The 25,526-nt window shown below is 71.4% G+C and carries 24 protein-coding genes; 18 read left to right on the forward strand and 6 right to left on the reverse strand.

Features of this window, described 5'->3' with window-relative positions:
* Positions 1–57 precede the first annotated feature (57 nt).
* A complete protein-coding gene (locus tag AC3WRT_RS19110) occupies positions 58–897 on the reverse strand; it encodes a RecB family exonuclease (protein WP_492724744.1) in 840 nt (279 codons plus the stop codon).
* Positions 898–1,001: 104 nt separating this feature from the next.
* Between AC3WRT_RS19110 and AC3WRT_RS19115 the strand changes: the two genes are divergently transcribed.
* From AC3WRT_RS19115 to arc, 4 genes are all read left to right on the forward strand, one after another.
* The gene (locus tag AC3WRT_RS19115; protein WP_492724746.1) at positions 1,002–2,147 is read left to right on the forward strand and encodes a site-2 protease family protein; all 1,146 of its coding nucleotides are present in this window, start codon (positions 1,002–1,004) and stop codon (positions 2,145–2,147) included.
* A 149-nt stretch (positions 2,148–2,296) separates the two neighbouring features.
* Positions 2,297–2,794, forward strand: a complete 498-nt coding sequence (locus tag AC3WRT_RS19120) for a single-stranded DNA-binding protein (protein WP_492724747.1) — start codon at positions 2,297–2,299, stop codon at positions 2,792–2,794.
* Between the two features lie 11 nt (positions 2,795–2,805).
* Positions 2,806–3,906: a tRNA (adenine-N1)-methyltransferase gene (locus AC3WRT_RS19125; RefSeq protein ID WP_492724749.1), complete on the forward strand. Its 1,101-nt coding sequence runs from the start codon at positions 2,806–2,808 to the stop codon at positions 3,904–3,906.
* A gap of 55 nt (positions 3,907–3,961) precedes the next feature.
* Complete coding sequence (gene arc / locus AC3WRT_RS19130; RefSeq protein ID WP_492724751.1) at positions 3,962–5,725, forward strand: proteasome ATPase; 1,764 nt, start codon at positions 3,962–3,964, stop codon at positions 5,723–5,725.
* Positions 5,726–5,800: 75 nt separating this feature from the next.
* Here the strand turns inward: arc and AC3WRT_RS19135 are convergent, their stop codons facing one another.
* The 3 genes from AC3WRT_RS19135 to AC3WRT_RS19145 are packed head-to-tail and all read right to left on the reverse strand — an operon-like array spanning position 5,801 to position 8,224.
* The gene (locus AC3WRT_RS19135) at positions 5,801–6,199 is read right to left on the reverse strand and encodes a DUF3054 domain-containing protein (protein WP_492724753.1); all 399 of its coding nucleotides are present in this window, start codon (positions 6,197–6,199) and stop codon (positions 5,801–5,803) included.
* A complete protein-coding gene (locus AC3WRT_RS19140; RefSeq protein WP_492724755.1) occupies positions 6,196–7,185 on the reverse strand; it encodes a ribose-phosphate diphosphokinase in 990 nt (329 codons plus the stop codon). The genes AC3WRT_RS19135 and AC3WRT_RS19140 overlap by 4 nt, the downstream gene beginning before the upstream one ends.
* A gap of 40 nt (positions 7,186–7,225) precedes the next feature.
* The gene (locus AC3WRT_RS19145; RefSeq protein WP_492724757.1) at positions 7,226–8,224 is read right to left on the reverse strand and encodes an alpha/beta hydrolase; all 999 of its coding nucleotides are present in this window, start codon (positions 8,222–8,224) and stop codon (positions 7,226–7,228) included.
* 126 nt (positions 8,225–8,350) lie between these two features.
* On the opposite strand from AC3WRT_RS19145, the gene AC3WRT_RS19150 reads away from it, so the two are divergent.
* The 5 genes from AC3WRT_RS19150 (at position 8,351) to prcA (ending at position 14,418) form a co-directional block, all read left to right on the forward strand.
* The gene (locus AC3WRT_RS19150; RefSeq protein WP_492724759.1) at positions 8,351–10,903 is read left to right on the forward strand and encodes a lysylphosphatidylglycerol synthase domain-containing protein; all 2,553 of its coding nucleotides are present in this window, start codon (positions 8,351–8,353) and stop codon (positions 10,901–10,903) included.
* 79 nt (positions 10,904–10,982) lie between these two features.
* Positions 10,983–12,503 (forward strand): depupylase/deamidase Dop, encoded by a 1,521-nt coding sequence (gene dop / locus AC3WRT_RS19155; RefSeq protein WP_492724761.1) that lies wholly within the window; start codon positions 10,983–10,985, stop codon positions 12,501–12,503.
* Positions 12,504–12,620: 117 nt separating this feature from the next.
* A complete protein-coding gene (locus AC3WRT_RS19160) occupies positions 12,621–12,827 on the forward strand; it encodes a ubiquitin-like protein Pup (protein WP_056756869.1) in 207 nt (68 codons plus the stop codon).
* Positions 12,824–13,657, forward strand: coding sequence for a proteasome subunit beta (prcB, locus tag AC3WRT_RS19165; protein ID WP_492724763.1), 834 nt, complete (start codon positions 12,824–12,826; stop codon positions 13,655–13,657). The genes AC3WRT_RS19160 and prcB overlap by 4 nt, the downstream gene beginning before the upstream one ends.
* Complete coding sequence (gene prcA / locus AC3WRT_RS19170; RefSeq protein ID WP_492724765.1) at positions 13,654–14,418, forward strand: proteasome subunit alpha; 765 nt, start codon at positions 13,654–13,656, stop codon at positions 14,416–14,418. Before prcB ends, prcA begins: the two co-directional genes overlap by 4 nt.
* A gap of 90 nt (positions 14,419–14,508) precedes the next feature.
* Here prcA and AC3WRT_RS19175 read toward each other — a convergent pair whose 3' ends face one another.
* The gene (locus tag AC3WRT_RS19175; protein ID WP_492724767.1) at positions 14,509–15,768 is read right to left on the reverse strand and encodes a hypothetical protein; all 1,260 of its coding nucleotides are present in this window, start codon (positions 15,766–15,768) and stop codon (positions 14,509–14,511) included.
* Between the two features lie 359 nt (positions 15,769–16,127).
* Between AC3WRT_RS19175 and pafA the strand changes: the two genes are divergently transcribed.
* From pafA to AC3WRT_RS19190, 3 genes are all read left to right on the forward strand, one after another.
* Positions 16,128–17,519, forward strand: coding sequence for a Pup--protein ligase (gene pafA, locus AC3WRT_RS19180; RefSeq protein ID WP_492724769.1), 1,392 nt, complete (start codon positions 16,128–16,130; stop codon positions 17,517–17,519).
* 155 nt (positions 17,520–17,674) lie between these two features.
* Entirely contained in the window at positions 17,675–18,670 is a 996-nt protein-coding gene (locus AC3WRT_RS19185) for an FKBP-type peptidyl-prolyl cis-trans isomerase (RefSeq protein WP_492724771.1), read from the forward strand.
* 32 nt (positions 18,671–18,702) lie between these two features.
* Positions 18,703–19,089, forward strand: a complete 387-nt coding sequence (locus tag AC3WRT_RS19190) for an FKBP-type peptidyl-prolyl cis-trans isomerase (protein ID WP_492724773.1) — start codon at positions 18,703–18,705, stop codon at positions 19,087–19,089.
* Between the two features lie 27 nt (positions 19,090–19,116).
* On the opposite strand, the gene AC3WRT_RS19195 is transcribed toward AC3WRT_RS19190, so the two are convergent.
* A complete protein-coding gene (locus AC3WRT_RS19195; protein WP_492724775.1) occupies positions 19,117–20,220 on the reverse strand; it encodes a DUF3866 family protein in 1,104 nt (367 codons plus the stop codon).
* A gap of 78 nt (positions 20,221–20,298) precedes the next feature.
* Here AC3WRT_RS19195 and AC3WRT_RS19200 point away from each other — a divergent pair, with 78 nt between their 5' ends.
* The 6 genes from AC3WRT_RS19200 to AC3WRT_RS19225 all read left to right on the forward strand — a co-directional run.
* Positions 20,299–21,333 (forward strand): helix-turn-helix transcriptional regulator, encoded by a 1,035-nt coding sequence (locus AC3WRT_RS19200; RefSeq protein ID WP_492724777.1) that lies wholly within the window; start codon positions 20,299–20,301, stop codon positions 21,331–21,333.
* A complete protein-coding gene (locus AC3WRT_RS19205; protein ID WP_492724779.1) occupies positions 21,330–22,322 on the forward strand; it encodes a helix-turn-helix transcriptional regulator in 993 nt (330 codons plus the stop codon). The genes AC3WRT_RS19200 and AC3WRT_RS19205 overlap by 4 nt, the downstream gene beginning before the upstream one ends.
* Before the next feature lie 159 nt (positions 22,323–22,481).
* Complete coding sequence (gene tatA, locus AC3WRT_RS19210) at positions 22,482–22,859, forward strand: Sec-independent protein translocase subunit TatA (RefSeq protein WP_492724781.1); 378 nt, start codon at positions 22,482–22,484, stop codon at positions 22,857–22,859.
* Positions 22,860–22,897: 38 nt separating this feature from the next.
* The gene (gene tatC, locus AC3WRT_RS19215) at positions 22,898–23,704 is read left to right on the forward strand and encodes a twin-arginine translocase subunit TatC (RefSeq protein WP_492724783.1); all 807 of its coding nucleotides are present in this window, start codon (positions 22,898–22,900) and stop codon (positions 23,702–23,704) included.
* A 9-nt stretch (positions 23,705–23,713) separates the two neighbouring features.
* Entirely contained in the window at positions 23,714–24,619 is a 906-nt protein-coding gene (locus tag AC3WRT_RS19220; RefSeq protein ID WP_492724785.1) for a YegS/Rv2252/BmrU family lipid kinase, read from the forward strand.
* Positions 24,616–25,526, forward strand: a 911-nt coding sequence (locus AC3WRT_RS19225; protein ID WP_492724787.1) for a DEAD/DEAH box helicase, incomplete at its 3' end; no start/stop codon positions are given. The genes AC3WRT_RS19220 and AC3WRT_RS19225, both read left to right, overlap by 4 nt.

Raw genomic sequence — 25,526 nt, forward strand, 5'->3', positions numbered from 1 at the left:
CCCCCAAGGCCCCGTGACCCCGTGCCACCGCACGACGGGGTCCGCCAGCCGCCGGGCTCAGGCGTCGATCTCGACGAGTCCCGTGACGGCTGGGTCCACGGCGCGCGACGCTGCGTCGACGGGCAGTGGGGGAGGGGTGCCGCCCCAGGCGGGGCACAGCGCCCGGTGGTCGCACCAGTCGCAGAGGCGGCTGGGGTTGGGCCGCCAGTCGCCCGTGGTGGCGGCCCGCTCGATGGCCTGCCACAGCGCCTTGACCTTGCGCTCGGTGCCGAGGAGGTCCTGCTCGTCGGGCTCGTAGGCAACGATCTCGCTGTTGCCGAGGTAGACCAGCTGCAGGCGCTTGGGGATGACGCCACGCTGGCGCCACAGCACCAGGGCGTAGAACTTCATCTGGAACAGGGCCTTGGCCTCGAAGTGCTCCGAGGGCGACCGGCCGGTCTTGTAGTCGACGACCCGCAGCGCCCCGCTCGGCGCCACGTCGAGCCGATCGACGTAGCCGCGCAGGACGAGCCCGTCGACCTCCGTCTCGACGTAGAGCTCGCGCTCGGCGGGCTCCAGCCGGGTCGGGTCCTCGAGGCCGAACCACGTCTCGAGCAGGCCGGCCGCTGCGGCGAACCACTCGTCGGTGCGCCCGTCCTGCTCGGTGAGCAGGTCGAGCATCGCAGGCTCCTCTCCAGCCAGGCGCTCCCACTCCTGCGGCACGAGACCGACTGCGGCCTCGATCGTGCGCTCCACGGCCGGGAGGTCGAAGAGCCGCTCGAGGACGGCGTGCACGAGCGTGCCCCGAGCCGTGGCGGGCGTCGGCGGCGACGGCAGCTTGTCGATGACCCGGAACCGGTAGAGCAGGGGGCACGACATGAAGTCGGCGGCCCGACTCGGGGACAGTGCTGCAACCATGGGGCGACTGTATGCCGCGGCACCGACACCGGCCGAACACCACCCACAGGTGGGGGACAGGGTCGGCACAGGGCCACCGGCACGGCAGGGCATAGGGTCGGCGCATGAGCACTCCCGCCCGCCCGGCCGCGGCCCACGGCTGGCGGATCGGCACCCTGGCCGGCACCCCGGTCTACCTCGGGCGCTCATGGCCCGTCATCGCAGTGCTCATCGTGGTCGTCTTCGGCCCCAATCTCGCACGCCCCGACCGAGGCGCCTCCTACGGCTACCTGCTCGCGGCCGGGTACGCCGTGCTGCTGCTCGTGTCGGTGCTCGTGCACGAGGCCGCCCATGCCCTGGCGGCCCGCTGGCGCGGACACCCGGTCAGCCGGATCGTCGCAGACGTCTGGGGTGGCCACACGGTCTACGACGCCACCCGCAGCTCGCCCACGACCACCGCCTTCGTGGCGGTCGTGGGTCCGCTGTCGAACCTGGTCCTCGCCGCGGTGGTCTGGGCGATCCAGGCGGTCGCGACGAACGAGACAGCCGACACGCTGCTCGGCATCGTCGCGGTCGCCAACCTCCTCGTCGGACTCTTCAACCTGCTGCCCGGTCTGCCGCTCGACGGTGGTCAGATCGTCAGCGCGCTCGTGTGGCGGGCCACCGGCAGCAAGGGGCGAGGACTGGTCGCGGCGGGCTGGCTGGGCCGGGTGGTGGCGGTGCTGACGGTCGCATGGTTCGCCCTGCGCCCCTTGGCCGAGGGGCGCTCGCCGGACATCTTCGACATCGTCTGGCCGGTCGCCATCGCGTTCTTCCTCTGGCAGGGCGCCACGGCTGCTGTGCGGGCCGGACGCATCCACGAGGCGACGGCCGGACGCGCGAGCGACGTCCTGGAGCCGCTCACGCTGGTCGCCGGCACGACCGCCGTCGCGGACGTCGCGGCCGTCGTCGCATCGGGCGCCTGGGTGGCTGCCGCCGACCCCGCGGGGTGGCCCGTGGGCGTCGTCGATGCCGAATCGACGGCAGGAATGCCGGCCGGCAGTCGGGACCGCACGCCCATAGCGTCCGTCACCCTGGCGCAGCCAGGCGCCTGGGTGGTCGCGCTGCCCGGCGACGCCGTGCTCACCGACCTGATCCGCGTCATGAGCGAACGCGGGCTGTCCCTCGCCGTCGTCGTCGACGATGCGACTCGCGACATCCGCGGCCTGGCCAGCGCCGAGCACATCAACGCCGTCGTCGGTGCCGAGCTGGCCCGACGCAGCCGCCGCTGAGCCGCGGGTCGGGGTCTGCGAGGGTGCGCGTCCACACCCCCGCGCGGCAAGGGCGCCCCGTCCACAGCCGCTGAGGTCGAAGGTGCATCGTGCCCGGCTCGGCATGACGGTTGTCGCAGGGCCCGATGGGCGGGCCGGAGGGAGATGCGATGAGGACCAGCCGGAATGAGACGACCACCACGACCACCACGGCGGCTGGGACGACGATGTCGCGCCCTCCGGCCACTCGGAGGCCGGCGAGCAAGGAGGCCGGGGCCGCGGCGGCAACGGCTCCGTCCGCCATGGCGCCGGGCCGCAACGAGGTGGTCCTCAGCGGGCGGCTGGCGGCCGAGGCCGAGGAGCGCGAGCTGCCGAGCGGGGACCGCATCGTCACACTGCGGGTCGTCGTGCCCCGTGACGACACCGGCCCCCGGCGTCGCTCGGGCGGCGAGCCACGGAAGCGTGCCACGGTCGACACCATCGACGTGGTCTGCTGGACGGCGGGCACCCGCCGGACGGCGCTACGGCTGCGCAGCGCAGACGTCGTCGAGGTCCACGGCGCCCTGCGCCGCCGTTTCTTCGGCGGCCCCGCTGGTCGCCAGAGCCGCTACGAGGTCGAGGTGGGGACGCTGCGGAGGGTGTCCGGAGCACCGGCGAGCGGCACCTAGACTGTGCTCCCATGACCGACGCCGAGCAGCCCGACACCGCGCAGCCCGACGCCGCGCACGACCACGTTCCGGGCGCGCACTCCCGTCGCGGTGTCTTCGAGGTGGGCGAGCGGGTGCAGCTGACCGATCCCAAGGGCCGGCTTCACACGATCACGCTCGAGCCGGGCCGAGAGTTCCACACCCACCGCGGCTTCCTGCGCCACGACGACCTCATCGGGTCGCACGACGGCTCGGTGGTGACCAACACGGCCGGCGTGGAGTACCTCGCGCTCCGGCCGCTCCTCAGCGACTACGTCATGTCGATGCCCCGTGGCGCTGCGGTCGTCTACCCCAAGGACGCGGGGCAGATCGTCCAGATGGCCGACATCTTCCCCGGTGCGACGGTCGTCGAGGCAGGGGTCGGCAGCGGTGCCCTCTCGATGTCGCTGCTGCGCGCCATCGGCGAGCGCGGCCGGCTGCTGTCGTTCGAGCGTCGTGAGGACTTCGCCGACATCGCCAGGGGCAACGGTCGTGCGTTCTTCGGCGGCGACCACCCTGCGTGGACGGTGACGGTCGGCGACCTCGTCGAGTGCCTGCCGACCGTCGCGGAGGCGGGGACGGTCGACCGCGTCGTGCTCGACATGCTGGCCCCGTGGGAGTGCCTGGGCGCCGTGTCGGAGGCCCTCCTGCCCGGCGGCGTCCTGATCTGCTACGTCGCCACGACGACCCAGCTAAGCCGGGTGGCGGAGGGCATCCGCGCCCACGGCGGCTTCACCGAGCCGTCGGCGTGGGAGTCGCTCGTGCGTGGCTGGCACCTAGAGGGACTGGCCGTGCGGCCGGAGCACCGGATGCACGGGCACACGGGCTTCCTCATCACCACCCGCCGACTGGCTCCGGGCGTCGTGCCTCCCGAGCGCAAGCGGCGGCCGGCCAAGGGCGCCTACAGCGAGGGCATCGCCTCCGACCTCGACGGCGATGCCGGCGGCAGGACCCCGGAGCCGGGCTCCACCGCATCCACCGACATTCCCGCCGACGCCTGGACGGCCGAGGCGCTCGGCGAACGGGTAAAGAGCGACAAGACGATCCGACGCGTGCGCCGATCACTGGTCGAAACCTTCGACGACATCGGGTGAAGCGGGGTTAGGGTCGAATCGTCACTATGTGCGAGTGACGGATGAGGAGGCCGAGATGTCTGATGACGTCCGCAACCCAGACCCCCAGGATGCCGCCGGCGCCGGGGTTCCCCAGACGGGGGACCGCGAGCTCGCGGCCCTGCGCGCCGAGGTCGAGGCGCTGCGCGAGGTGGCGCGGCACTCGCCCCAGCGCACGCGTGAGCTCGAGGCACGACTGGCGCATGTCCAGACCAGCCTGTCGACGCTCTCGTCCCAGAACGAGCGCCTGGTGCGCACGCTGAAGGACGCCCGCGAGCAGATCATCACGCTCAAGAAGGAGGTCGACCGGCTCGCCCAACCGCCGAGCACCTACGGTCTCGTCATCGATCCGCCGGACGAAGGGGCCATCGACATCCTGACCGGTGGGCGCAAGATGCGGGTCGCGATCAGCCCGTCCGTCGACCAGCAGGACCTCGGCCTCGGCCGGGAGGTGATGCTCAACGAGGCTCTCAACGTCGTCTCGGTGCACGGCTACGAGCGCGTCGGCGAGGTCGTCACCGTCAAGGAGCGCATCGACTACGAGCGGGTGGTCGTGGTGACCCACGGTGACGAGGAGCGGGTCTGCCGCATCGCGACGCCACTGCTCGCAGAGATCATCCGCGTCGGCGACTCCCTGACGCTCGACCCCAGGTCCAACTTCGTCCACGAGGTGATCCCGAAGCTCGAGGTCGAGGAGCTCGTCCTCGAGGAGGTGCCCGACGTCGACTACGAGGACATCGGTGGCCTGTCCGGGCAGATCGAGCAGATCCGCGACGCCGTCGAGCTGCCGTTCCTGCACCCCGAGCTCTACAAGGAGCACGCGCTGAAGCCGCCGAAGGGGGTCCTGCTGTACGGCCCGCCCGGCTGCGGCAAGACGCTCATCGCCAAGGCCGTCGCCGCCTCGCTCGCCCGCCAGGTGGCGGCGCGCACCGGCAAGGCGACCGAGAAGAGCTACTTCCTCAACATCAAGGGCCCGGAGCTGCTCAACAAGTACGTCGGTGAGACCGAGCGCCACATCCGGCTCATCTTCCAGCGGGCCCGCGAGAAGGCGTCTGACGGCACGCCCGTCGTGGTGTTCTTCGACGAGATGGACTCGCTCTTCCGCACCCGCGGCTCCGGTGTGTCGAGCGACGTCGAGACGACGATCGTGCCGCAGCTGCTCGCCGAGATCGACGGCGTCGAGCGTCTCGACAACGTCATCGTGATCGGTGCCAGCAACCGCGAGGACATGATCGACCCGGCCATCCTGCGGCCCGGACGGCTCGACGCCAAGATCAAGATCGAGCGTCCCGACGCCGAGAGCGCCCGTGACATCTTCAGCAAGTACCTCACCGAGACCCTCCCGCTCCACGAGCACGACCTCGCCGTCAACGGTGGCGACCGTGAGGCGACCGTCGGGGCGATGATCACGGCGGCCGTCGAGCGGATGTACTCCGAGATGGAGGAGAACCGCTTCCTGGAGGTCACCTACCAGGGCGGCGACAAGGAGATCCTCTACTTCAAGGACTTCAACTCCGGCGCGATGATCCAGAACATCGTCGACCGGGCCAAGAAGCTCGCCATCAAGGACTTCCTGACGACGGGGCAGAAGGGCATCCGCGTCGAGCACCTGCTGGCCAGCTGCGTCGACGAGTTCAAGGAGAACGAGGACCTGCCCAACACAACCAACCCCGACGACTGGGCCCGTATCAGCGGCAAGAAGGGCGAGCGGATCGTCTACATCCGCACGCTCATCAAGGGCAAGGATGGCACCGAGCCGGGTCGCTCCATCGCCACCGCCAACACCGGCCAGTACCTCTGACGTCGTGCGTGGAAGTGCCCACCCGACCTCGGGTCGGGTGGGCACGTGGCGCGTCGGGGCCTCCCCGGGTCGCCGTCAGGAAGCGGGTGTACGGCGTCCGGCGCGGCGGGCGGCATACGCCCCGACGACACGCCAGCCGAGCAGGAACAGCGCCAGCACGACCGAGGCCACCACGACGAAGCTGGCAGCCGTGCCCGCTCCGACGGCCCGGCGCAACAGCATGCCGACGGCGACCGTCGCGAACCAGACCGTGATGCCGGGCCCGACGTCGAGCGGCCACCCGCGCCGCCTGACGCGGACGACGGCCCAGCCCACGACGGTGCCGGTCAGGAAGGGCCAGGCAGTGAGCAGGGCGCCGAGAACGGGCCCCGACTCGTCGTGACTGGCCCGACCGATGGCCGCGAACAGCAGGACGAGCAGCACGTCGACGGCGAAGGCGACCGCGGGGCGGCGCCACCAGACGGGTCGGGTCATGAGGGCGTGTCGAAGGGGAGCCGGGCCTGCGGCGGGGCATGGGTGGGGTCGACCCCCTCGAAGAGCGAGCTCACCGAGCGGCCGTGGTGGATGCGGCTGATCGCCTCGGCGAACAGGGCCGAGACCGAGCGGACCTTGAGCTCGGGCCAGCCGTCCGGCGCGGGGACGGTGTCGGTCGTGACCACCTCGGTGACGAACGGGTGCCCGCGCAGGCGCTCGACCGCCTTGCCGGCGAAGAGGCCGTGGGTGCAGACGATGGCCGCCTCGGTGGCGCCGGCGTCCTTGAGCCGGTCCATGAGCTCGAGCATCGAGCCGCCGGTGGCGATCTCGTCGTCGAGGATCACGGCTCGCCGGCCCGACACGTCGCCCACGATCGAGTCGATGACGACCCGGTCGTCGGACACGCGTTGCTTCGAACCGGCAGCCACCGGAAGCCCCAGCAGGCGGGCGAACTGGGTGGCGACCTTGGCGTTGCCGAGGTCGGGGCTCACGACGATGGAGTTCGTGAGGTCGGTCTCGCGGAAGTGGTCGGCGAGCACCCCGATCGCGGTCAGGTGGTCGACGGGAGTGGAGAAGAAGCCGTGCACCTGTGGTGCGTGCAGTGCCATCGTCAGCACGCGGTGACAACCTGCCGTCGAGATCATGTCGGCGACGAGGCGGCCGCCGAGGGAGATGCGGGGGGCGTCCTTCTTGTCCGAGCGGGCATACGCGTAGTGCGGCATGACGGCCGTGATCTGGGCGGCGGAGGCCCCCCGCGCCGCGTCGATCATCAGGAGCAGCTCCATCAGGTGCTCCTGCGTCGGTGGCACGAGCGGCTGCACGATGTACACGTCGCGCTGGCGGCAGTTGGCCAGCAGCTGTGCCTGGAGGCAGTCGTTGCTGAACCTCTTGATGTCGACGGGGGACCGCGCCACGCCGAGGTGGGAGCAGATCCGGTCGGCGAGCGCCGGGTGCGCCGACCCGCTGAACACGACGACATCGTTCACTTCGAGACCATCCCTCATGAGACCCGCGTGCGTTCGCACACTATCCGACCGTTCCGGGTCGTGCCTGGCGCGAGACCCAGTCGACGAGCTCGGAGCGGGCGGCCTTGCCGACCCGCGTGGCCCCGGGGAAGCTCATGAAGCCGTGTGGCACCCGCGCGTAGTTGGTGTGCTGCGTCTCGACGCCGGCCGCTCGCAGCCCGCTGGCGTAGGCGGCGCCCTCGTCACGAAGCGGGTCGAGGTCGGCCGTCTGCACGAGGGTCGGCGGCAGGCCGCCGAGGTCGGTGGCGTGAAGCGGGGAGACGAGGGGGTCGAGCGGGTGCAGCGCGTCGGCGGCGTCGCCGAGGTAGTGGGCCAGGAAGGCGTCCATGTCGCCTCTGGTCAGGACCGGCGCCCGGGCGTGCAGGGCGACCGATGCTGAGCTCATCGTCGCGTCGACCGCCGGGTAGAGCAGCGCCTGGTAGGCGACCTCGGCCCCTCCTTGGTCCCGCAGCACCTGGGCGGTCACGGCCGCCAGGTTGCCCCCGGCGGAGTCGCCGGCCAGGCCGAGCCCGGTGCGGCGGATACCCGGCCCCGAGGCGTCGGAGGCGGCCCAGCGGGCGGCGTCCACGCAGTCGTATGCCGCCCGCGGCGCCCGGTGCTCGGGGGCCAGGCGGTAGTCCACGTTGAGCACCGCCACGCCCGCCCGGTCGGCCACCCAGGCGCAGATCGGGTCGTAGCCGCGCGTGTTGCCGAGCACCCAGCCGCCGCCGTGGAACCACAGCATCGTCGGCAGCGCCTGCCCCTCGGTGTGGCGCGGCCGGTAGGTCCGCACGTCGACGCGGTGGCCGTCGCGCGCCTCGAAGCTCGTGGCACCGATCTCGACGCCCGACGGGACTGGTCCCGTGATCCACGTGAAGGGAAGGCGGGCCGGCGCGAACCACGCTCTGCTGCGGGCGATCTCGTCGGCAACCAGCAACTCATCGGAGCCGCGGGACCGGTTCAGCGCGCGAACGAGGAGCTTGGTGCGCAGGGGCATGTCCCAGGAGTCGGTCGCCGTCACGGGGCCAGTGTCGCACCGCTCGGCGACGGTGGACAGACCGGGCATCCGTGGCGTCGAGGAGCCTCCCAGGGGCCCATCGCGGCGGCGCTGCGCTCAATCCAGCGTCCGCTCGGGCAGGATTGGTCCATGCCAGGCGACGCGGACAGGACGCGTACCCCTTCCGGGGGAGACGTGACCGAGCGCGGTGAGCCGGCGGACGAGACCACGGGGGAGAGCATGCAGTCAACGGCGGAGCACCTGGACGACGGGTTTCGAGAACCTCAGGACGACGAGTCGGCGGTCGAGCCGCCGGTGGCGGTGCCCGCATCCAGGATGCCCGAGGTCGACGTCGTCGAGCCGCCGATCCCGCTACGGGTCCGTCGACCCGCGGACGGCGTACGCCTTGCCGTGGCCGTGGTGCTGCTGGTCCTCGGCCTCGTCGTGGCGGACCTCGCCGCCGGGACCCGCGGCGCCGTCGAGCAGGACCTGACCGACGCCACGAGCGGCCTGCCCCGCCTGCTGCTCACCCTGCTCGGGTGGCTGAGCGGTATCGGCGTGCTGCTGCTGCCGATCGCCGTGGGGGCCGACCTGATCGTGCGCCGGCGCCCGATGCAGCTGATCCAGGCGCTCGGGGCGGCCGTCGTCGGCGGCGTCCTCGTCATCGTCCTCGCGCTGCTCGTCCAGTCGGGCAACGGCGGCATCATCACGAGCGTGCTCACGCGCCCGACGCCGACCGGGCACACCGGTCCTCTCGACATCGTCGTCGTCTCGATGCTGGCGCTCCTGACGGTGGCCGACATCTCGGGCCGCAAGTGGATCTCGCCGATCGCGACCGGCGTCGTCATCGCCACGCTGGTGACGACGCTGCTCTCCGGTGCCATGACGCTGGCGGCGCTCGCCTGCTCCCTCCTCGTCGGCTGGCTCGTCGGGTTGGCGTTCCGGCTGGTCTTCGGGGTGACTTCCACGAGGCCGCCGGGCATCGAGGTGGCCGGGGTGCTCGTCTCCGGCGGCATCCCGCTGACTCGCCTCGAGCTCATCGACGCCAACGACGCCGGCGACCGTCGCTACCTCGGCGGGACCCCGGACGGCACGCTCGACGTCCACGTGATCGACCGCGACACCTTCGGGCTGGCCTCGGGGCGGCGCCTGCTGCGGGTGCTCCGGCTGCGGAGCGGCTTCACCCGTCCGCCGGCCCTCACCCTCCAGTCCGAGATCGAGCACCGCGCCCTGATGGGCCTGGCCCTGCACGACGCCGGCATTCGCGCTCCGCGACCCGTCGCCGTCTCCGAGGTCGGGCCGTTCTCGGCCGTCATCGCCTACGTCGAGCCGGAGGGCACCCCGCTGAGCGAGGTCGACGGCGACCTCGACGACGCGCGGCTCGCCGCGATCTGGCGACTCGCCGCCACGCTGCATCGACGGCGGATCGTGCACCGGCAGCTGGGGCCGAGCACGGTCCTCGTCGACGACCGCGGCCGCGTGGCCCTCGCCCGGCTCGGCAGCGGCGACGTGGCCGCCGACGACATCAGCCTGCGCATCGACCTCGCGCAGCTGCTCACCACCGTGGCCCTGGCCGTCGGGCCCGAGCGCACCGTCACGTCGGCGGTGGCCGCGCTCGGGGAGGATGCCGTCCTGCGCGCAGTGCCGGTGCTGCAGCCCGTCGCCCTGAGCCCCGACGCCCGGGTGGCGCTCAAGGAGTCCAAGTCGGTCATGCATGAGCTGCGCGAGCGGCTCGTTGCGCTGCGGCCGCAGGCGGAGGCCGTCGAGCCCGTGCAGCTGCGCCGCATCTCGCTCAAGAGCGTGGCCACCATCGTCATGGGTGGCATCGCGGCGTACATCGTGCTGACGCAGCTGGCGCAGGTGGACCTCGGCCAGGTGGTCAGCACGGCGGACTGGCGCTGGGCGGCGCTCCTGGGCCTGTTCGCGGCCGCGACCTTTGCCGGGGCCTCGCTCGCCCTCGGAGGCGCCGTGCAGATCCACCTGCGCTTCATCCGGACCTACATGACCCAGCTCGCGGTGGCGTTCAGTGGTCTCGTCGCTCCCGCCGCCGTCGGCAACATCGCGCTCAACACGCGCTACCTGCAGACCTCCGGGCTCTCCCCGACGGTGGCCGGTGCCAGTGTGGGCGTGGCCCAGGTGGCCCAGTTCTGCTCGTACTTCGTGCTGCTCGTGATCTCGGGCGTGCTGGCGGGGACCGGTCCCGCGGTCTCGTTCAGTCCGTCCCCGGTGCTCGTCGCGGGGATCCTCGTCGTGGTGATCCTCGCGCTGGGCCTCCTCGCCCTGCCCAAGGCGCGGGCGCTGCTGACCGACCGCGTGCTCCCGCAGGTGAAGGCGGCACTCCCACAGGTGCTGGCCGTGCTGCAGCACCCCCGTAAGCTCGCCCAGCTGCTCGGCGGGTCCCTGATGCTCGACCTGTCCTTCGTGGCGGCTCTCGTCTGCGCCACTAGGGCGTTCGGCGCCGACGCGCCGGTCGCGGCCATCGCCGTCGTCTACTTCGCGGGCGCCATCGTCGGCTCGGCAGTCCCGACCCCCGGCGGTCTCGGCGGCATCGAGGCGGCCATGTCCTTCGGCCTCATCTCCATCGGGGTCGACAGCGGCACCGCCGTCTCGTCGGTCCTGCTCTACCGCCTCGCGACGTACTGGCTGCCCATCCCGTTCGGCTGGCTCTCCCTCAACCGGCTGCAGAAGCTGGGGGCCATCTGAACGCCGCCGGACGGCATACGCCATCGGCAGGTGGCGGACCGCCCACGGTTCGATGGGCGGTGGCGGTTATCGTCGGGCCATGACGGTGCGGCGGATCATGGGGCTCGAGACCGAGTACGGCATCTCGGTGCCGGGCGACCCCATGGCGAACCCGATGTTCCTCTCCGGCCAGGTCGTCAGCGTGTATGCCGCGGCGCAGGGAATCCGCTCCAACCAGTCCAGCTGGGACTACGCCTTCGAGGACCCGCTGCGCGACGCGCGTGGCTGGCAGCTCGACCGGCAGACGGCCGACCCGAGCCAGCTCACGGACATCGAGGACCCCACGCTCGCCAACGTCGTGCTGACCAACGGGGCCCGCTACTACGTCGACCACGCCCACCCGGAGTACAGCTCTCCCGAGGTGACCCTCCCACGCGACGCGGTGCGCTGGGACCGCGCCGGCGACGCCATCGCGCTCGAGTCCGTGCGCCTCCTGGCGGTGCGGCCAGGGCAGCCGCCGGTCAACCTCTACAAGAACAACACCGACGGCAAGGGCCAGTCCTACGGCACCCACGAGAACTACCTCATGCCGCGTCGCACGCCCTTCCCCGACATCGTGCGCCACCTCATTCCCTTCTTCGTGACGCGGCAGGTGCTCTGCGGTGCTGGCCGCGTGGGCCTCGGCGTCGACAGCAGGGGCGCGGGCTTCCAGCTCTCGCAGCGGGCCGACTTCTTCGAGACGGAGGTCGGCCTGGAGACGACTCTCAAGCGCCCGATCATCAACACCCGCGACGAGCCGCATGCCGTGGCCGACCGCTACCGCCGCCTCCACGTGATCCTCGGCGACGCCACCCACCTCGACGTCGCCACGCTGCTGAAAACGGGCACGACCTCCCTGGTGCTCGGCATGATCGAGGACGGCCACCTCACCGAGGACTGGTCGATCCGCCGCCCCGTGGCCGCCCTGCAGACGATCTCGCACGACCCGACGCTGGCGGCGACGGTCGAGCTCGTCGACGGTCGCACGGTGACGGCCCTCGACCTGCAGTGGATGCATCTGGAGGCCGCACGCGCCTGGCTCGACCGCCGCGGCGACGACCCGGAGCCGGAGGCGACGGCCGAGGTCGTGCGCCTCTGGGAGGAGGTGCTCACGGGGCTCGGCCGTGACGTGCTGTCCTGCGCGCCGCTCGTCGACTGGGTGGCGAAGCTGAAGCTCCTCGAGGGCTACCGCGCCCGTGACGGCCTCTCGTGGGACGACCACCGGCTCGCGGCCATCGACATCCAGTGGGCCGACGTGCGCCCCGAGAAGGGTCTCGTCCACCGGCTGCGCGACCGCGGCATGGTGCGCGACCTTGTCACGCCCGAGGAGATCAAGTCGGCGCAGACGACACCCCCCGAGGACACGCGGGCCTGGTTCCGCGGGGAGTGTGTCCGACGGTTCACCGCGCAGGTCTTCTCGGCGAGCTGGGACTCGGTCGTGTTCGACGTCCCGGGACGCGCGAGCCTCCAGCGCGTCCCGATCCTGGAGCCCGAGCGCGGGACCCGAGCCCAGGTGGGGACCCTCCTCGAGCGGAGCGCCGACGTCGGCGAGCTGCTGCGCGGGCTGGCCACGCCCGAGTAGACCGGCCGCCCGAACCTTCGAGGGGTGGGGCGTGCCCGTCGTTCGTGGGTGCTCGGACCGGGGGGTGCACACGGGTTAGGGTCGAGGCGGAAGGTCGTTCACGTCTGGGAGGTAGCCATGCCGGGTCAGGAGCACGTCAAGCCACAGCGTCGTGACGAGGAGCCGCCGGAGACACCGGAGGCACCCCCGACCGCACCGGCCGGTGCCGCGGTCAAGGAGGGGCTGTCCGACGACATCGACAGCGTCCTCGACGAGATCGACGGGGTGCTCGAGTCGAACGCCGAGGAGTTCGTCCGCGGTTTCGTGCAGAAGGGCGGCCAGTGACCCACCCGTCCTCGGGGCGACCCCGGCAGCTGGACGACGCCTTCCTCACGGCAGGTTCCTCCTCCTTCACCGAGTTCGTCTCCGCCTACCGTCCCGAGCTGCTTCCCGCCGGTCGGCGCCTGCCGTCCGGCGCGAGCATCGAGGCTCCGCACGGCACGACCATCGTCTCCATGCTGTTCGACGGCGGCGTCGTCATGGCCGGCGACCGTCGGGCCACGATGGGCAACGTCATCGCCAACCGCGACATGGAGAAGGTGTTCGCGGCCGACGAGTTCAGCGTCGTCGGCATCGCGGGCACGGCCGGGATCGCGATCGAGTTGGTCCGGCTCTACCAGGTGGAGCTGGAGCACTACGAGAAGATCGAGGGCGCCATCATGTCGCTCGAGGGCAAGGCCAACCGCCTCGCCTCGATGATCCGCGGCAACCTCGCCCTCGCGATGCAGGGGCTGACGGTCGTGCCCACGTATGCCGGGTTCGACCTGGACACTGCCACCGGGCGCATCTACTCCTACGACGTGACAGGCGGGTGCTACATCGAGGGGGGTCACCACTCCACCGGCTCGGGCTCCGTCTTCGCCCGTGGCGCCCTGAAGAAGCTGTGGCGTCCGGGCCTGGAGGAGCAGCAGGCCGTGTCGGTCGCCATCGAGGCGCTCTACGACGCTGCCGACGACGACTCGGCGACGGGCGGCCCGGACCTCGGCCGCCAGATCTGGCCCACGGTGGCCGTCGTCGACCACGCGGGAGCCCGGTTCGTCGCGCAGGACGTCCTCGAGGGGCACGTGCAGCGGGTCGTCGCCTCGCGCCGAGACAACCCGGGGGGTGCCCGATGAGCATGCCGTTCTACGTCCCGCCCGAGCAGGTCATGAAGGACCGGGCAGACTTCGCACGCAAGGGGATCGCGCGTGGGCGCTCCGTCCTCGTCGTGGGCTACGACCGGGGCATCGCCTTCGTGGCGGAGAACCCGTCCCGGGCCCTGCACAAGGTCTCGGAGATCTACGACCGCATCGCCTTCGCCGCCGTCGGGCGCTACAACGAGTTCGAGAGCCTGCGGGTCGCGGGCATCCGCTACGCCGACCTGCGGGGCTACTCCTACGACCGCACCGACGTGACGGCACGGGCCCTGGCGAACACCTATGCCCAGATCCTGGGGTCGGTCTTCACCCAGGAGTCGAAGCCCTACGAGATCGAGATCGTGGTGGCCGAGGTCGGCGCCGACAGCGCCGGTGACCAGATCTTCCGGCTCACCTACGACGGGTCGGTCGCCGACGAGCAGGGCTTCGTGGCGATGGGCGGCGCGAGCGACGCCGCCGAGGAGCGCCTCGCCACGGCCTGGCATCCCGGCATGGCGTTGAGCGAGGTCCTGCGGGTCGCCGTCGACGTGCTCGGCGCGGGCGAGAACGGCGAGCGCCGACAGCTGGACGAGGACCAGCTCGAGGTCGCGGTGCTGGACCGTGACCGTCCCCGCCGCTCCTTCCGCCGGATCGGCGGAGCGCTGCTGACGAGCCTGCTGGGCGAGCCGTCGGAGGCCACTGAGCCCGCCGTCGGCTCCGGTGCTGCCAAGGAAGCACCTACCGCCGAGCCACCTGTCTGACGAGCCCCGAGGGAGAACGGCCGTCCACCGGGCACCGGTGGATGGCCGTTCTCTCTCCTCTCCTGCGGCGGACCGCGACGGGAGGGGAGGTCAGCGGCGCCTGGCGCCGACCTTGTTGCCGGAGGTGCTGCGCTCGTCGACCGAGGTGGCGCCCGTGCCGGAAGACCCGTCATCGCCCGTGCGAGCGGCTTCCCCTTCCGACTCGTCGGCCGTCTTCGGGTCGCGGCCTCCTGACTCTGCGGCCCGGTCCACCTCGTCGGCCTGATCAGCCTGGTTCGACCCGGGCTGCTGCTCGGCTGCGGTGTCCGGGGCCGCCGGTGCCTGCCGCCCCCGCTCATCGGCGACGGCCCGCGAGGGCTCCTCCTGCGCGGACTCGACAGCACGAGGTGCGTGCTCGGCGCTGGCGCCCTCGGCCGGCTTGTCCTGGCTGCCCAACGAGTCCATCAGGTCGCCGCCACCGAGGGTGGCCAGCATCTGACGCACGTTGGCGAGCTGAGCCGAGATGCTGTCGCGCTGCGCTCCTGCCGCGGCCAGCTCACGGTCGGACTCCTCGCGCAGCCGGGAGGAGTGGTCGCGGGCCTCGGAGACGATCTGGTCGGCCTGCGCCTGGGCGTTCTCGAGCAGGCGCTCGGCCCGCGCACGCTTCTCCTCGGCGTCGTGCTCGGCGCGCTCGGAGAGCTGGCGCAGGCGCGACTCGCTCTCGCGGAGAGCGGCCTCCTGCTGCTGGCGGCGGGCCTCGAACTCGGCGTCGGCCGACTCACGGCGCGCGGCGAGCTGCAGCTCCAGCTCCGCAGACGCCGTGGAGGCCTTGAGGCGGTGTGCCTCGAACTCGGCCGCTGCCTCCTGGCGCTGCGCGGCCGTGACGCTCTGGGCCTCGGCGACGATCGCCTGCGCCTCTCGGTTGGCCTGCGCGATGATCCGCACAGCCTCCTCGTCGGCGCGCGCGCGGGCCTGCTCGGCATACGTCGTGGTGGTGGCCTTGAGATCGCCGGCGGCGCGGGTGGCGCGCTGGCGGATCTCGTCGGCCTCCGCTGTGGCGCGCGCCCGCAGGTCCGCGGCCTCCTGGTCGGCCAGCGACAGGATCTGGGCGATGCGCTCACCGAGGTCTGCGAACGTCTGCGCCGGCGTGGGGGAGCTGCTCTTCTTGAGGTCTGCCATCACCCGCGCCTGCTGCCCGAGCTGTCCCCGCAGGTCGGTCAGAGCGGCATTGAGCCTGGTCAGCTCGACGCTGCGCTCGGCGGCGTCCTTCTTCGCCGCCTGCAGGGTGCGGTTCTGTGACTCGATGAAGGAGTCGACCTCTTCCGGCTCGTAGCCGCGGCGGGAGAACTTGAAGTGTGGTCTGTCGATCATTTCCGTCCAATGCAGGGGAGGTGGAGGGTACGGGCATGAGGGGGCGCGGCCATTGTGTCAGCCGTCCTCGATTGCCACCACAGACGCGACCCCTCGGGTCAGTGCAGGCGCACATGTCCACGCTCACCCGGCTCTCGGCCCGCCGAGGACCTCGAGCATCGAGGCTCGGGTAAGCGGATGCACGGTCCACCCGTCGCTCGGTAGCCGGCTACGGCAGCCGCGGTCCCGTCCCTTGGGCCGGACCGACTCCACAACGCTGACGCCGACGTCGTGACGCGGGAAGAACCCCTGCCGGCGCGGGAACCCGCTATGGCTCGTTCGTTACCGGCACCGGAGGGCAAGCCGCCTACAGTTGGTTCATGGAGCGGCGGATCTTCGGGATCGAGAACGAGTACGGCGTCACCTGCACGACGCAGGGCCAGCGGCGCCTGACGCCCGACGAGGTCGCCCGCTACCTCTTCCGCCGGGTCGTGGCCTGGGGCCGGTCGAGCAACGTGTTCCTGGGCAACGGTGCCCGCCTGTACCTCGACGTGGGCTCCCACCCGGAGTACGCCACGGCCGAGTGCGATGCGGTGCGCGAGCTGGTCATCCAGGACAAGGCGGGGGAGCGGATCCTCGAGGGACTCGTCGAGGATGCCCAGGGCCGCCTGCGCGACGACGGCGTGGAGGGCGAGATCTACGTCTTCAAGAACAACACCGACTCGGCGGGCAACTCCTATGGCTGCCACGAGAACTACCTCTACGGCCGCACGGGCGACTTCCAGCGCGTGTCCGACATGTTCATTCCCTTCCTGATCAGCCGGCAGATCACCTGTGGCGCCGGCAAGGTGGTGGCGACGGCGCACGGCGCGAGCTTCGCGGTGAGCCAGCGGGCCGACCACATCTGGGAGGGCGTGTCGTCGGCGACGACCCGGAGCCGGCCGATCATCAACACCCGGGACGAGCCGCATGCCGACGCGGAGAAGTACCGCCGCCTGCATGTCATCGTCGGCGACTCCAACATGTCCGAGACGACCAACCTGCTCAAGGTGGGAAGCGCAGACCTCGTGCTGCGGATGATCGAGTCGGGCGTGGTCATGCGCGACCTGTCGATGGAGAACCCCATCCGGGCGATCCGCACGATGAGCCACGACCCCACGGGGCGCGCTACCGTTCGCCTGGCCAACGGCCGTGAGCTGTCGGCGCTCGACATGCAGCGTGAGTACCTCGACAAGGCCATGGAGTTCGTCGATCGCGAGGGCATGGACAGCCCCGACACCAAGCAGGTGCTCGACCTCTGGGGGCGCGCGCTGGACGCCATCGGCACGGGCGACCTCGACGCCATCGACACGGAGATCGACTGGGTCATTAAGTACCGTCTCATCGAGCGCTACCGGGCCAAGCACGGGCTGTCGCTCACCGACGCCCGCGTGCAGCAGCTCGACCTCGCCTACCACGACATCAACCGCCGGCGCGGCCTCTTCTACCTCTTGCAGCGTCACGGGCGCACGGCACGCGTGGCCTCCGACGTGGAGATCTTCGAGGCGAAGGTGCGGCCGCCGCAGACGACCCGAGCCAAGCTGCGGGGCGACTTCATCCGGGCGGCGCAGTCGCACGCCCGGGACTTCACCGTGGACTGGGTGCACCTCAAGCTCAACGACCAGGCCCAGCGCACGGTGCTCTGCAAGGACCCGTTCCGTGCCGTCGACGAGCGGGTCGAGCGGCTGATGGAGACCATCGACCGCACGCCCACGATCCAGCGTCCCCTCTGACAGATCCCGGCGCCTGCGGTTACCAGCTTGCCCACCGGCTGCCACCCGGACCTGTCAGGACGCTGTGGGTCGCCCACAAGGCCGGAGGTTACAGTGGCTGGGATTTGCCCTGCGGGACCTCCATGCCCGCCCGTCCCGACCGAAAGTCTTTCCCTGTGCGTCCCAACCGTACGGCCGCTCGCACGGCCGCTGCCCTGATCGCCGCCCTCGGGCTCACCACCGTCGCCGCGTGCGGCTCCAGCTCGACCGGCTCGAACGGCTCCGCCACCACGACCGCTGCGGCGTCGGTCGCCCTCAAGGGAGTGACCGCAACGGGTCCCGTCGACCTGAAGACCGCGCCCAAGGTGGCGCTCGGCGCGACGCCCATCAGCTCCAAGGCCGTCGAGCACAAGGTGCTGACGCCGGGCACCGGCAAGGCGGCGACGAAGGTCGACACCGTGAGCCTTCGCGCGCAGATCTACAACGGCACCAGCGGCAAGCTCATCGACGACGGCTACGCCCAGGGTCGTTCCGCGGAGGGCTACCGCCTCGCTCGCACCGACATCGTCTCCGGCTTCACCGAGGGGCTCGTCGGGGCCACGAAGGGCGGTCGCATCGCCTTCACCATCCCGCCCGAGAAGGGCTTCGGCTCGGCGGGCAACGAGCAGCTCGGCGTCAAGGGCACTGACACCATCGTCGTCGTCGCCGACGTCGCCGACGTCCACACGCCCCTGACGAAGGTCGAGGGCTCGCAGTCGGCCTCGCCGGCGGGTCTGCCCACGGTCGAGTTCAAGAACGGGCCGACCAAGGAGCCCACCGTCACCGTGCCGAAGGCGGCGGCCCCCACGACGACCAAGTCGGCCACCCTGGTCGAGGGAAGCGGCCCGGTGGTGCAGAAGGGCCAGACCATCAGCGCGCAGTACCACGGCGTCCTCTGGAAGGACGGCAGCGTCTTCGACTCCTCCTGGCAGCGCGGCGCCGCAGCCGACTTCCCGATCGGCGTCGGCCAGGTCATCCCTGGTTGGGACTCCACGCTCGTGGGCAAGAAGGTCGGTAGCCGCGTGCTGCTGGTGATCCCGCCCAAGGACGGCTACGGCGCGAAGGGCAGCCCGCCCAAGATCTCCGGCACCGACACGCTCGTCTTCGTCGTCGACATCCTCGACGCGTACTGAGACCGCCCCCACTGACGAAAGGCACCTGCAGCATGGCACTGGACCCGGACCGCACGAAGCCGGAGATCGACTTCCCGGAGGGCGACGCGCCCGCCGACCTGGTGGTCGAGGACCTCATCGAGGGGGACGGCCGCGAGGCGAAGGCCGGTGACACGGTCAGCGCTCACTACGTCGGCGTCGCGCACTCGACGGGGGAGGAGTTCGACTCCTCCTGGAACCGGGGCGACCCGCTCGACTTCCGGCTCGGTGTCGGCATGGTCATCCCCGGCTGGGACAAGGGCATTCAGGGCATGAAGGTCGGCGGTCGGCGCAAGCTGACCATTCCGGCGCACCTCGCCTACGGCGAGCGCGGTGCCGGCGCCGCCATCGGGCCGGGCGAGACGCTCATCTTCGTCGTCGACCTCGACGACGTGCGCTGATCAACTCCGTTCGCCGGCCCTGAGAGGTCAGCGACCAGCGAGCAGGATCCGGGCGGCATACCGCCCCGCGACGGCCGCGCCGAGGAATCCGGCGCGGTCGTCGTCATATCCGCGCCCCATCGTGCGCAGGGGGACCGGGGCCTCGCGCAGCGCCGCGTCGAGACCGTCGGTGTCCACCTCCCGCAGGGTGAGGCGTCCGCCGCTCCCATCGCAGAGACCGCGGGCCTGCTCGAGGACGTGCGTCCCGAAGGTGCCCGGCAGACGGGGCACGGGCACGTCCGCAGGCACGAGCGACACGCGGCCGTATGCCGTCAGGCTGTGGTGCGAGACGCCGCGGTGCCGTTCGCGCGGGTCTGCCTCCGAGATCCGCAGCGAGCAGACGGCTCGGCCCCCGAGGGCGCCGGTGGCGTTCACCGTCTCGCCGGCCGAGGTGCCGGAGAAGCCCCACCGCGTGCCGGTGCCCAGGTTGCCCGGGCCCTGAGACACGATCGCGACGTCGGCACCGAGGACGTGGTGCGCGGCCAGCAGGCCGGTGTGCACGTTGACGGCTTCGAGGTCGCCGCCGAAGGCCTGACCGACCGTGATCGACGCCTGGAGCCAGCCGGCCGCGCGGAGGGTGGCAACCGTGCGTGAGAAGTCGATCGGCAGCGCGCCGCCGTCGGTCATGACGTAGGCCACCCGCAGGCCCGGCGCCGCCTCGCGCAGGCCGGCCAGGACGGCCGGCACGGCCGAGTGCAGGTCGGCGACGACCACCGGAAGGCCGCCGAGGTCGTCCGCGTCGGCCAGCACGGCGTGGTGCTCGCTGTCCTGTTCGTCCACGCCGAGGACCATGGTCTGGCTCGGCGTGTAGCGAGCCTTGACGACGTGCCCGGGGACGGCTCCGACGTCCTCGACCGGGTGGGGCAGGGCGTCCGGCGCTGCGACGACGAGGGCGAGGCCACCCGTTCCGAGCCCGCGCTCGAGGGCCGTCGTGTTGAGCAGCACGGCCGTGCCAGGAGGCAGGTCACCCACGGCGTCGACGTAGCCGAGCGCCGGCACGGTGTCCCCGGAGGCCAGCCGGACGGCATACTCGATGGCTCCTGCCCAGCGCGACCGCGCCTCGAGCACGACACCCCGTCGCCACTGGATCATGGGGTGACCCTATTCGATCGCTTGTTCGGGTAGCGTCGGACTGCCCCTACGCGCTGCCGCCCCTTCAGGAAGGTCTCGATGAGCCCCGCATCTGCCTCGGCCGAGAAGACCGAACGGCTGCTCAACCTCATCCTCGCGCTGAAGTCCGCGCGTCGGCCGGTGTCGAAGCAGAAGATCCGCGAGTCGCTGCCGGCCTACGCCGCCGCGACCTCCGACGAGGCGTTCGACCGGATGTTCGAGCGCGACAAGGACGAGCTGCGCGAGATGGGGATACCCATCACCACGACGGTGCTGGACGTCCTCTTCGACGACGAGGTGGGCTACCGCATCGACGCGAGCGAGACAACCCTGCCGGCGATCAGCTTCGAGCCCGACGAGGTGGCAGCGATTGCCCTCGCGGCGCGGGCCTGGTCGACCGCGAGCATCTCGGGCGCCGCATCGGCGGGGCTGCGAAAGCTGCGCCTGTCGGGTGTCGAGATCGACGAGTCCGTGGCGGCCGGCGCCGAGCCGCGCATCCGCACCCGCGAGCCCGCCTTCGAGGCGGTGCACGCCGCGGTGTCAGCGCTGCAGCCGATCACCTTCGCCTACCGCAAGAACGACGGGGAGCTGACCACCCGGCACGTCCAGCCGTGGGCGCTGAAGAACTGGCACGGACGCTGGTACCTCACCGGCTTCGACGTCGACCGCGGCGACGAGCGTGCCTTCCGGCTCAGCCGCTTCGACGGGCCGATCCGCCGAAAGGGCCGGGCCGGGTCGTATGCCGTCCCGTCCGACCACGTGCCCGAGGTGGCCCTCGAGGCCCAGCTCCCGGAGCCGGAGGGGGTCGCCGTCGTGCGGGTCCTGCAGGGTCGTGGACACTCGCTGCGCCGCTTCGCGCGGCGCACCACCGAGATCGACGAGCGGTGGGCCGAGATCGAGGTGCCCTACCGCCGCGGCGAGACCGAGCGTGACGTCGTCGCCCTCGGCACCCACGCGGTCGCCGTGTCGCCGCCCGAGCTCGTCGACGGCGTCCGCGCGGCCCTGCTGGCGGTCGCCGCGGCGCAGTCGCGCGAGGCGGCAGACCCGACGAACCTGTCACGGCAGCAGAGCAGACCATGGGGAGAGCCGGCATGAGCGCGACACGACGGACAGCGGCGCGCCGGCCCCCGGAGACGGCCACCCAGCGACTTGGCCGGCTGCTCGACATGGTGCCGTGGCTGCTCCAGCACCGCGGCGTGCCGATCGCCGAAGCTGCGCGTGAGTTCGGCGTGGGCGAGCAGCAGGTCGTCGAGGACCTCGAGCTGCTCTTCGTGTGCGGCACGCCCGGCTACGGCCACGCGGAGCTCATCGACGCCCAGTGGGACAGCGGCCACATCTACCTCGACAACGCGGACGACATCGCGGCCCCCATGCGCCTGACGCGGGACGAGGCGGTCACCCTGACCGCCGGCCTGCAGGCGCTCGGATCGACGCTCGTCGGCTCCGACGTCGCCGAGCGCACGCTCGAGAAGATCCGCGCCGCGGCTGCCACGACCGTCGCCGAGCCGACCGGGCGCATCGACCTCGACCTCGACGACGGCAGCCAGCACCCCGCCTTGGCGATCCTCAAGGACGCCTTCGCGCGCGGGCGGCGGGTGCACCTGCGCTACTACGTCGCGACGCGTGACGAGTCGACCGAGCGCGACGTCGACATCATGCGCATCCTCAACCTCGACTCGCAGTGGTACGTCGAGGGCTACTGCCACCGGGCAGTCGGTGTGCGCCTCTTCCGGCTCGACCGGATCGAGGACGTCTCGGTGCTCGACGTCGACGGCACCCCACCCGCCGACGCGCACCCACGCGACCTCGACGACGTCTTCGTCCCGGGCGACAACGACCTCACCGTGGTCATCGAGGCGAGCCGCTGGGCGGCGTGGATCGCCGACTACTACCCCAACGAGGGCGTCGAGCGCGGCCCCGACGGGTCGTTGCGGGTGACGCTCAAGGTCGCCGACCCGGCGCTCGTGCGCCGACTGGTGCTGCGGCTGGGGGGCGAGGCCCGCGTGGTGGAGCCGCCGGAGCTGGCCGACGCGGTGGCCGAGGAGGCGCGGTCGGCCCTCGCGGCATACGACCAGCCGGGCTGACCCGCGGGTGCCAGACACGGTGCCGGTCTCGATCCACCACCGGGCTGATGGACACCACACAGGTGGGGTTCACCGGACGCACGTATGCTGGACACCTGCAGCACCGAGGCTGCACCCTGACGGTCCGATCCGGTCCGGCTTTCGACGAGGAGACTCACCATGCCCAACCTGGGTGCCCCCGAACTCATCATCATCGCGGTCGTGCTCATCGCCCTGTTCGGCTGGAAGAAGCTCCCCGACATGGCCCGCAGCCTCGGCCGCTCGGCCCGGGTCTTCAAGTCCGAGGTGGACGAGCTGAAGAAGGACGGCAAGCCCGCCCCGAGCGACGCCTCACGCTCCACGGTCCCGGGTGACGTCGTCGACGCGGACGCCGAGCGCCGCGCCGCGGCGGCCCGCCTCGCCGACGCCGAGCGACGCGCCGCCGAGGCGCGTGCGGAGGCCGACCGCCTGCGCGCCAACAGCTCCACGACGTCCAGCGCGCCGACCGCTGCGCCCGCGAGCAGCACCGACGACATCCGTCGCGACACGACGTTCTGAGCGGCCGGTCCCCGGACGCCGTGCACGGACTCACCTGAATGCCCTCACTCCGACGCCAGCGTGACCCCGAGGGGCGGATGTCGCTCGGGGACCACCTCCGTGAGCTGCGCAACCGCATCACGATCAGTGCCATCGCCATTCTCATCGGCGGGATCCTGGGCTGGATCTACTACGACCAGATCATCAACGCCCTGACCAAGCCCCTGCGTGACCTGCAGAAGGGCCGTGAGGGCGTCGTCAACATCAACTTCGCGGGCATGACCGATGCCTTCGCGCTGCAGCTGACGACCTCGCTGTTCGTGGGCCTCATCATCGCCTCGCCGATCTGGCTCTTCCAGATCTGGGGCTTCATCGTGCCGGGCCTGACGAAGAAGGAGAAGCTCGTCGCGCGGCTCTTCGTGGTCGCTGCGGTCCCCCTCTTCCTGGCCGGCTGCCTCTTCGCCTTCATCATGGTGCCCAAGGCGGTCGCCGTGCTCCTGGGCTTCACGCCGCAGGGCGCCTACAACCTGCAGGACGGCTCGCAGTACCTCAACTTCGTCCTCAAGTTCATCGTCGCCTTCGGGTGTGCCTTCCTCCTCCCGGTCTTCCTCGTCGCGCTCAACCTCGTGGGGGTGATCTCGGCGCAGGCGATGCTCAAGGGCTGGCGCCCGGCCGTCATGATCATCCTCGTCTTCGCGGCGATCATGACCCCGACGCCCGACGCGTACACCATGCTCTTCCTCGCCAGCCCGATGGTGCTTCTCTACTTCGCCTCGGTCGGCGTCGCGTTCCTGCTCGACCGCCGCAAGGAGGAGCACAAGCCCGACTGGTTGGACGTCCCCGACGACCAGGCGTCCTCCCTGTAGCGTTCGGGTGTGTCCCGCCGCGTCGCCCTGATCGTCAACCCGACCGCGGGCAAGGGCGTCGGACGAGGGCTCGGTGACCAGACCAGACGCCTGCTCCAGGAAGCAGGTCACGACGTGCTGGACGTGTCGGGCCATGACTACCAGCAGGCTCGGGACCGGGGGCGCGACGCGGTCGCCGCTGGGGTCGAGACCGTCGTCGTCGTCGGCGGCGACGGCATGGTGCACCTGGGCGTCAACCTGTGCGCCGGCACCCCGACGCGCCTCGCGGTCGTGGCGGCCGGCACGGGCAACGACTTCGCACGCAACCTCGGCCTGCCGGTGCGCGACGCGCAGGCGGCGGTCGCCCTGCTGACCGACGGCTGCACCCGCTCCATCGACGTGGGGCGCGTGCGGCACGGGGTGGCGGGGGAGCGGTGGTTCGGCGGCGTCCTGGGAGCCGGTTTCGACGCCGTGGTCAACGCCCGGGCGGGGCGGATGACGTGGCCGCGGGGCCAGATGCGCTACAACCTCGCCGTGCTGCGCGAGCTTCCCGTCTTCCGGGCGATCCCGTATGCCGTCGAGCTGGACGGGCACCGCATCGAGACCCGCGCGATGCTGGTGGCCGTCGCCAACACGACCTCGTTCGGGGGCGGCATGCGGGTGTGCCCCGATGCAGATGTCACCGACGGGTACTTGGACGTCATGATCGTGCACGCCCTGTCGATCCCGGCGTTCCTGCGGGTCTTCCCCAAGGTCTACTCCGGGACCCACACCAGCCACCCGGCCGTCGAGATCCTTCGCGCCCGGCGAGTTCGCTTGGAGGCGATAGGCATCCGATCACAGGCCGATGGCGAGTCGTTCGCCGAGCTGCCCATCGACGCAGAAGTCGTCCCCGGCGCCCTGCGCGTCCTGACCCCGAGAGAGGTGCTCGCGTGATCGCCACCTGGCCGCGGCTGGCCGAGTTCGCCGCCGCGATCGACTTCCCGCTCGACGACTTCCAGACCGAGGCCTGCCGCGCAGTGGAGGAGGGGCGCGGCGTGCTCGTGGCCGCACCCACCGGCGCAGGCAAGACGATCGTCGGTGAGTTCGCCGTGCACATGGCCCTCGCGACGGGTCGCAAGGCGTTCTACACCACGCCGATCAAGGCGCTGTCGAACCAGAAGTACGCCGACCTCGTGCGCGTGCACGGCGCCGACAACGTCGGTCTGCTGACCGGCGACGCGTCGATCAACGGCGAGGCGCCGGTCGTCGTCATGACGACCGAGGTGCTGCGCAACATGATGTATGCCGGCTCGACGACCCTGCGGGGTCTCGGCTGGGTCGTCATGGACGAGGTCCACTACCTCGCCGACCGCTTTCGTGGGGCGGTGTGGGAGGAGGTCATCATCCACCTGCCCCCGGACGTCAGCGTGGTGTCGCTCTCCGCCACGGTCAGCAACGCCGAGGAGTTCGGGGCGTGGCTGGGGGAGGTGCGCGGCGACACGGAGGTCATCGTCTCGGAGCACCGCCCGGTGCCGCTGTGGCAGCACATGATGGTCGGGCAGACCCTTTTCGACCTCTTCGTCGAGGAGCGCGAGGCCGACGAGGACGACGAGCACTTCCCGTCGGGCACGGGTCGCTACGGGGTGAGCGTCAACCCCGACCTGGTGCACGCGATCCGCGGCAGCGAGGGCCGGGGCGCGTGGGACTCCCACTGGGTCAGCTCCCGCGGTGGCCGCGACAAGGGCAGACCGCGCGGCAAGGGCGGACGCGGCGGTCGTGACGACTGGGCGGGTCGAGGCCGCCGGGGCAACGACGCACCGACCGGCCGCGGGCCGGGTGGTGGGGAGGGCGGTCGCGGCTT

Source organism: Terrabacter sp. FW104-15G4B (assembly GCF_058790095.1).

Bases quoted from the DNA above. Each gene is read 5' to 3' on its own strand.
- tatC (WP_492724783.1), top strand. From the start codon at position 22,898: ATGCCCTCACTCCGACGCCAGCGTGACCCCGAGGGGCGGATGTCGCTC.
- AC3WRT_RS19200 (WP_492724777.1), top strand. From the start codon at position 20,299: ATGAGCCCCGCATCTGCCTCGGCCGAGAAGACCGAACGGCTGCTCAAC.
- AC3WRT_RS19190 (WP_492724773.1), top strand. From the start codon at position 18,703: ATGGCACTGGACCCGGACCGCACGAAGCCGGAGATCGACTTCCCGGAG.
- AC3WRT_RS19160 (WP_056756869.1), top strand. From the start codon at position 12,621: ATGCCGGGTCAGGAGCACGTCAAGCCACAGCGTCGTGACGAGGAGCCG.
- AC3WRT_RS19195 (WP_492724775.1), bottom strand. From the start codon at position 20,220: ATGATCCAGTGGCGACGGGGTGTCGTGCTCGAGGCGCGGTCGCGCTGG.
- AC3WRT_RS19110 (WP_492724744.1), bottom strand. From the start codon at position 897: ATGGTTGCAGCACTGTCCCCGAGTCGGGCCGCCGACTTCATGTCGTGC.
- tatA (WP_492724781.1), top strand. From the start codon at position 22,482: ATGCCCAACCTGGGTGCCCCCGAACTCATCATCATCGCGGTCGTGCTC.
- AC3WRT_RS19175 (WP_492724767.1), bottom strand. From the start codon at position 15,768: ATGATCGACAGACCACACTTCAAGTTCTCCCGCCGCGGCTACGAGCCG.
- pafA (WP_492724769.1), top strand. From the start codon at position 16,128: ATGGAGCGGCGGATCTTCGGGATCGAGAACGAGTACGGCGTCACCTGC.
- prcA (WP_492724765.1), top strand. From the start codon at position 13,654: ATGAGCATGCCGTTCTACGTCCCGCCCGAGCAGGTCATGAAGGACCGG.
- dop (WP_492724761.1), top strand. From the start codon at position 10,983: ATGACGGTGCGGCGGATCATGGGGCTCGAGACCGAGTACGGCATCTCG.
- AC3WRT_RS19205 (WP_492724779.1), top strand. From the start codon at position 21,330: ATGAGCGCGACACGACGGACAGCGGCGCGCCGGCCCCCGGAGACGGCC.
- arc (WP_492724751.1), top strand. From the start codon at position 3,962: ATGTCTGATGACGTCCGCAACCCAGACCCCCAGGATGCCGCCGGCGCC.
- AC3WRT_RS19115 (WP_492724746.1), top strand. From the start codon at position 1,002: ATGAGCACTCCCGCCCGCCCGGCCGCGGCCCACGGCTGGCGGATCGGC.
- AC3WRT_RS19150 (WP_492724759.1), top strand. From the start codon at position 8,351: ATGCCAGGCGACGCGGACAGGACGCGTACCCCTTCCGGGGGAGACGTG.
- AC3WRT_RS19125 (WP_492724749.1), top strand. From the start codon at position 2,806: ATGACCGACGCCGAGCAGCCCGACACCGCGCAGCCCGACGCCGCGCAC.
- AC3WRT_RS19135 (WP_492724753.1), bottom strand. From the start codon at position 6,199: ATGACCCGACCCGTCTGGTGGCGCCGCCCCGCGGTCGCCTTCGCCGTC.
- AC3WRT_RS19120 (WP_492724747.1), top strand. From the start codon at position 2,297: ATGAGGACCAGCCGGAATGAGACGACCACCACGACCACCACGGCGGCT.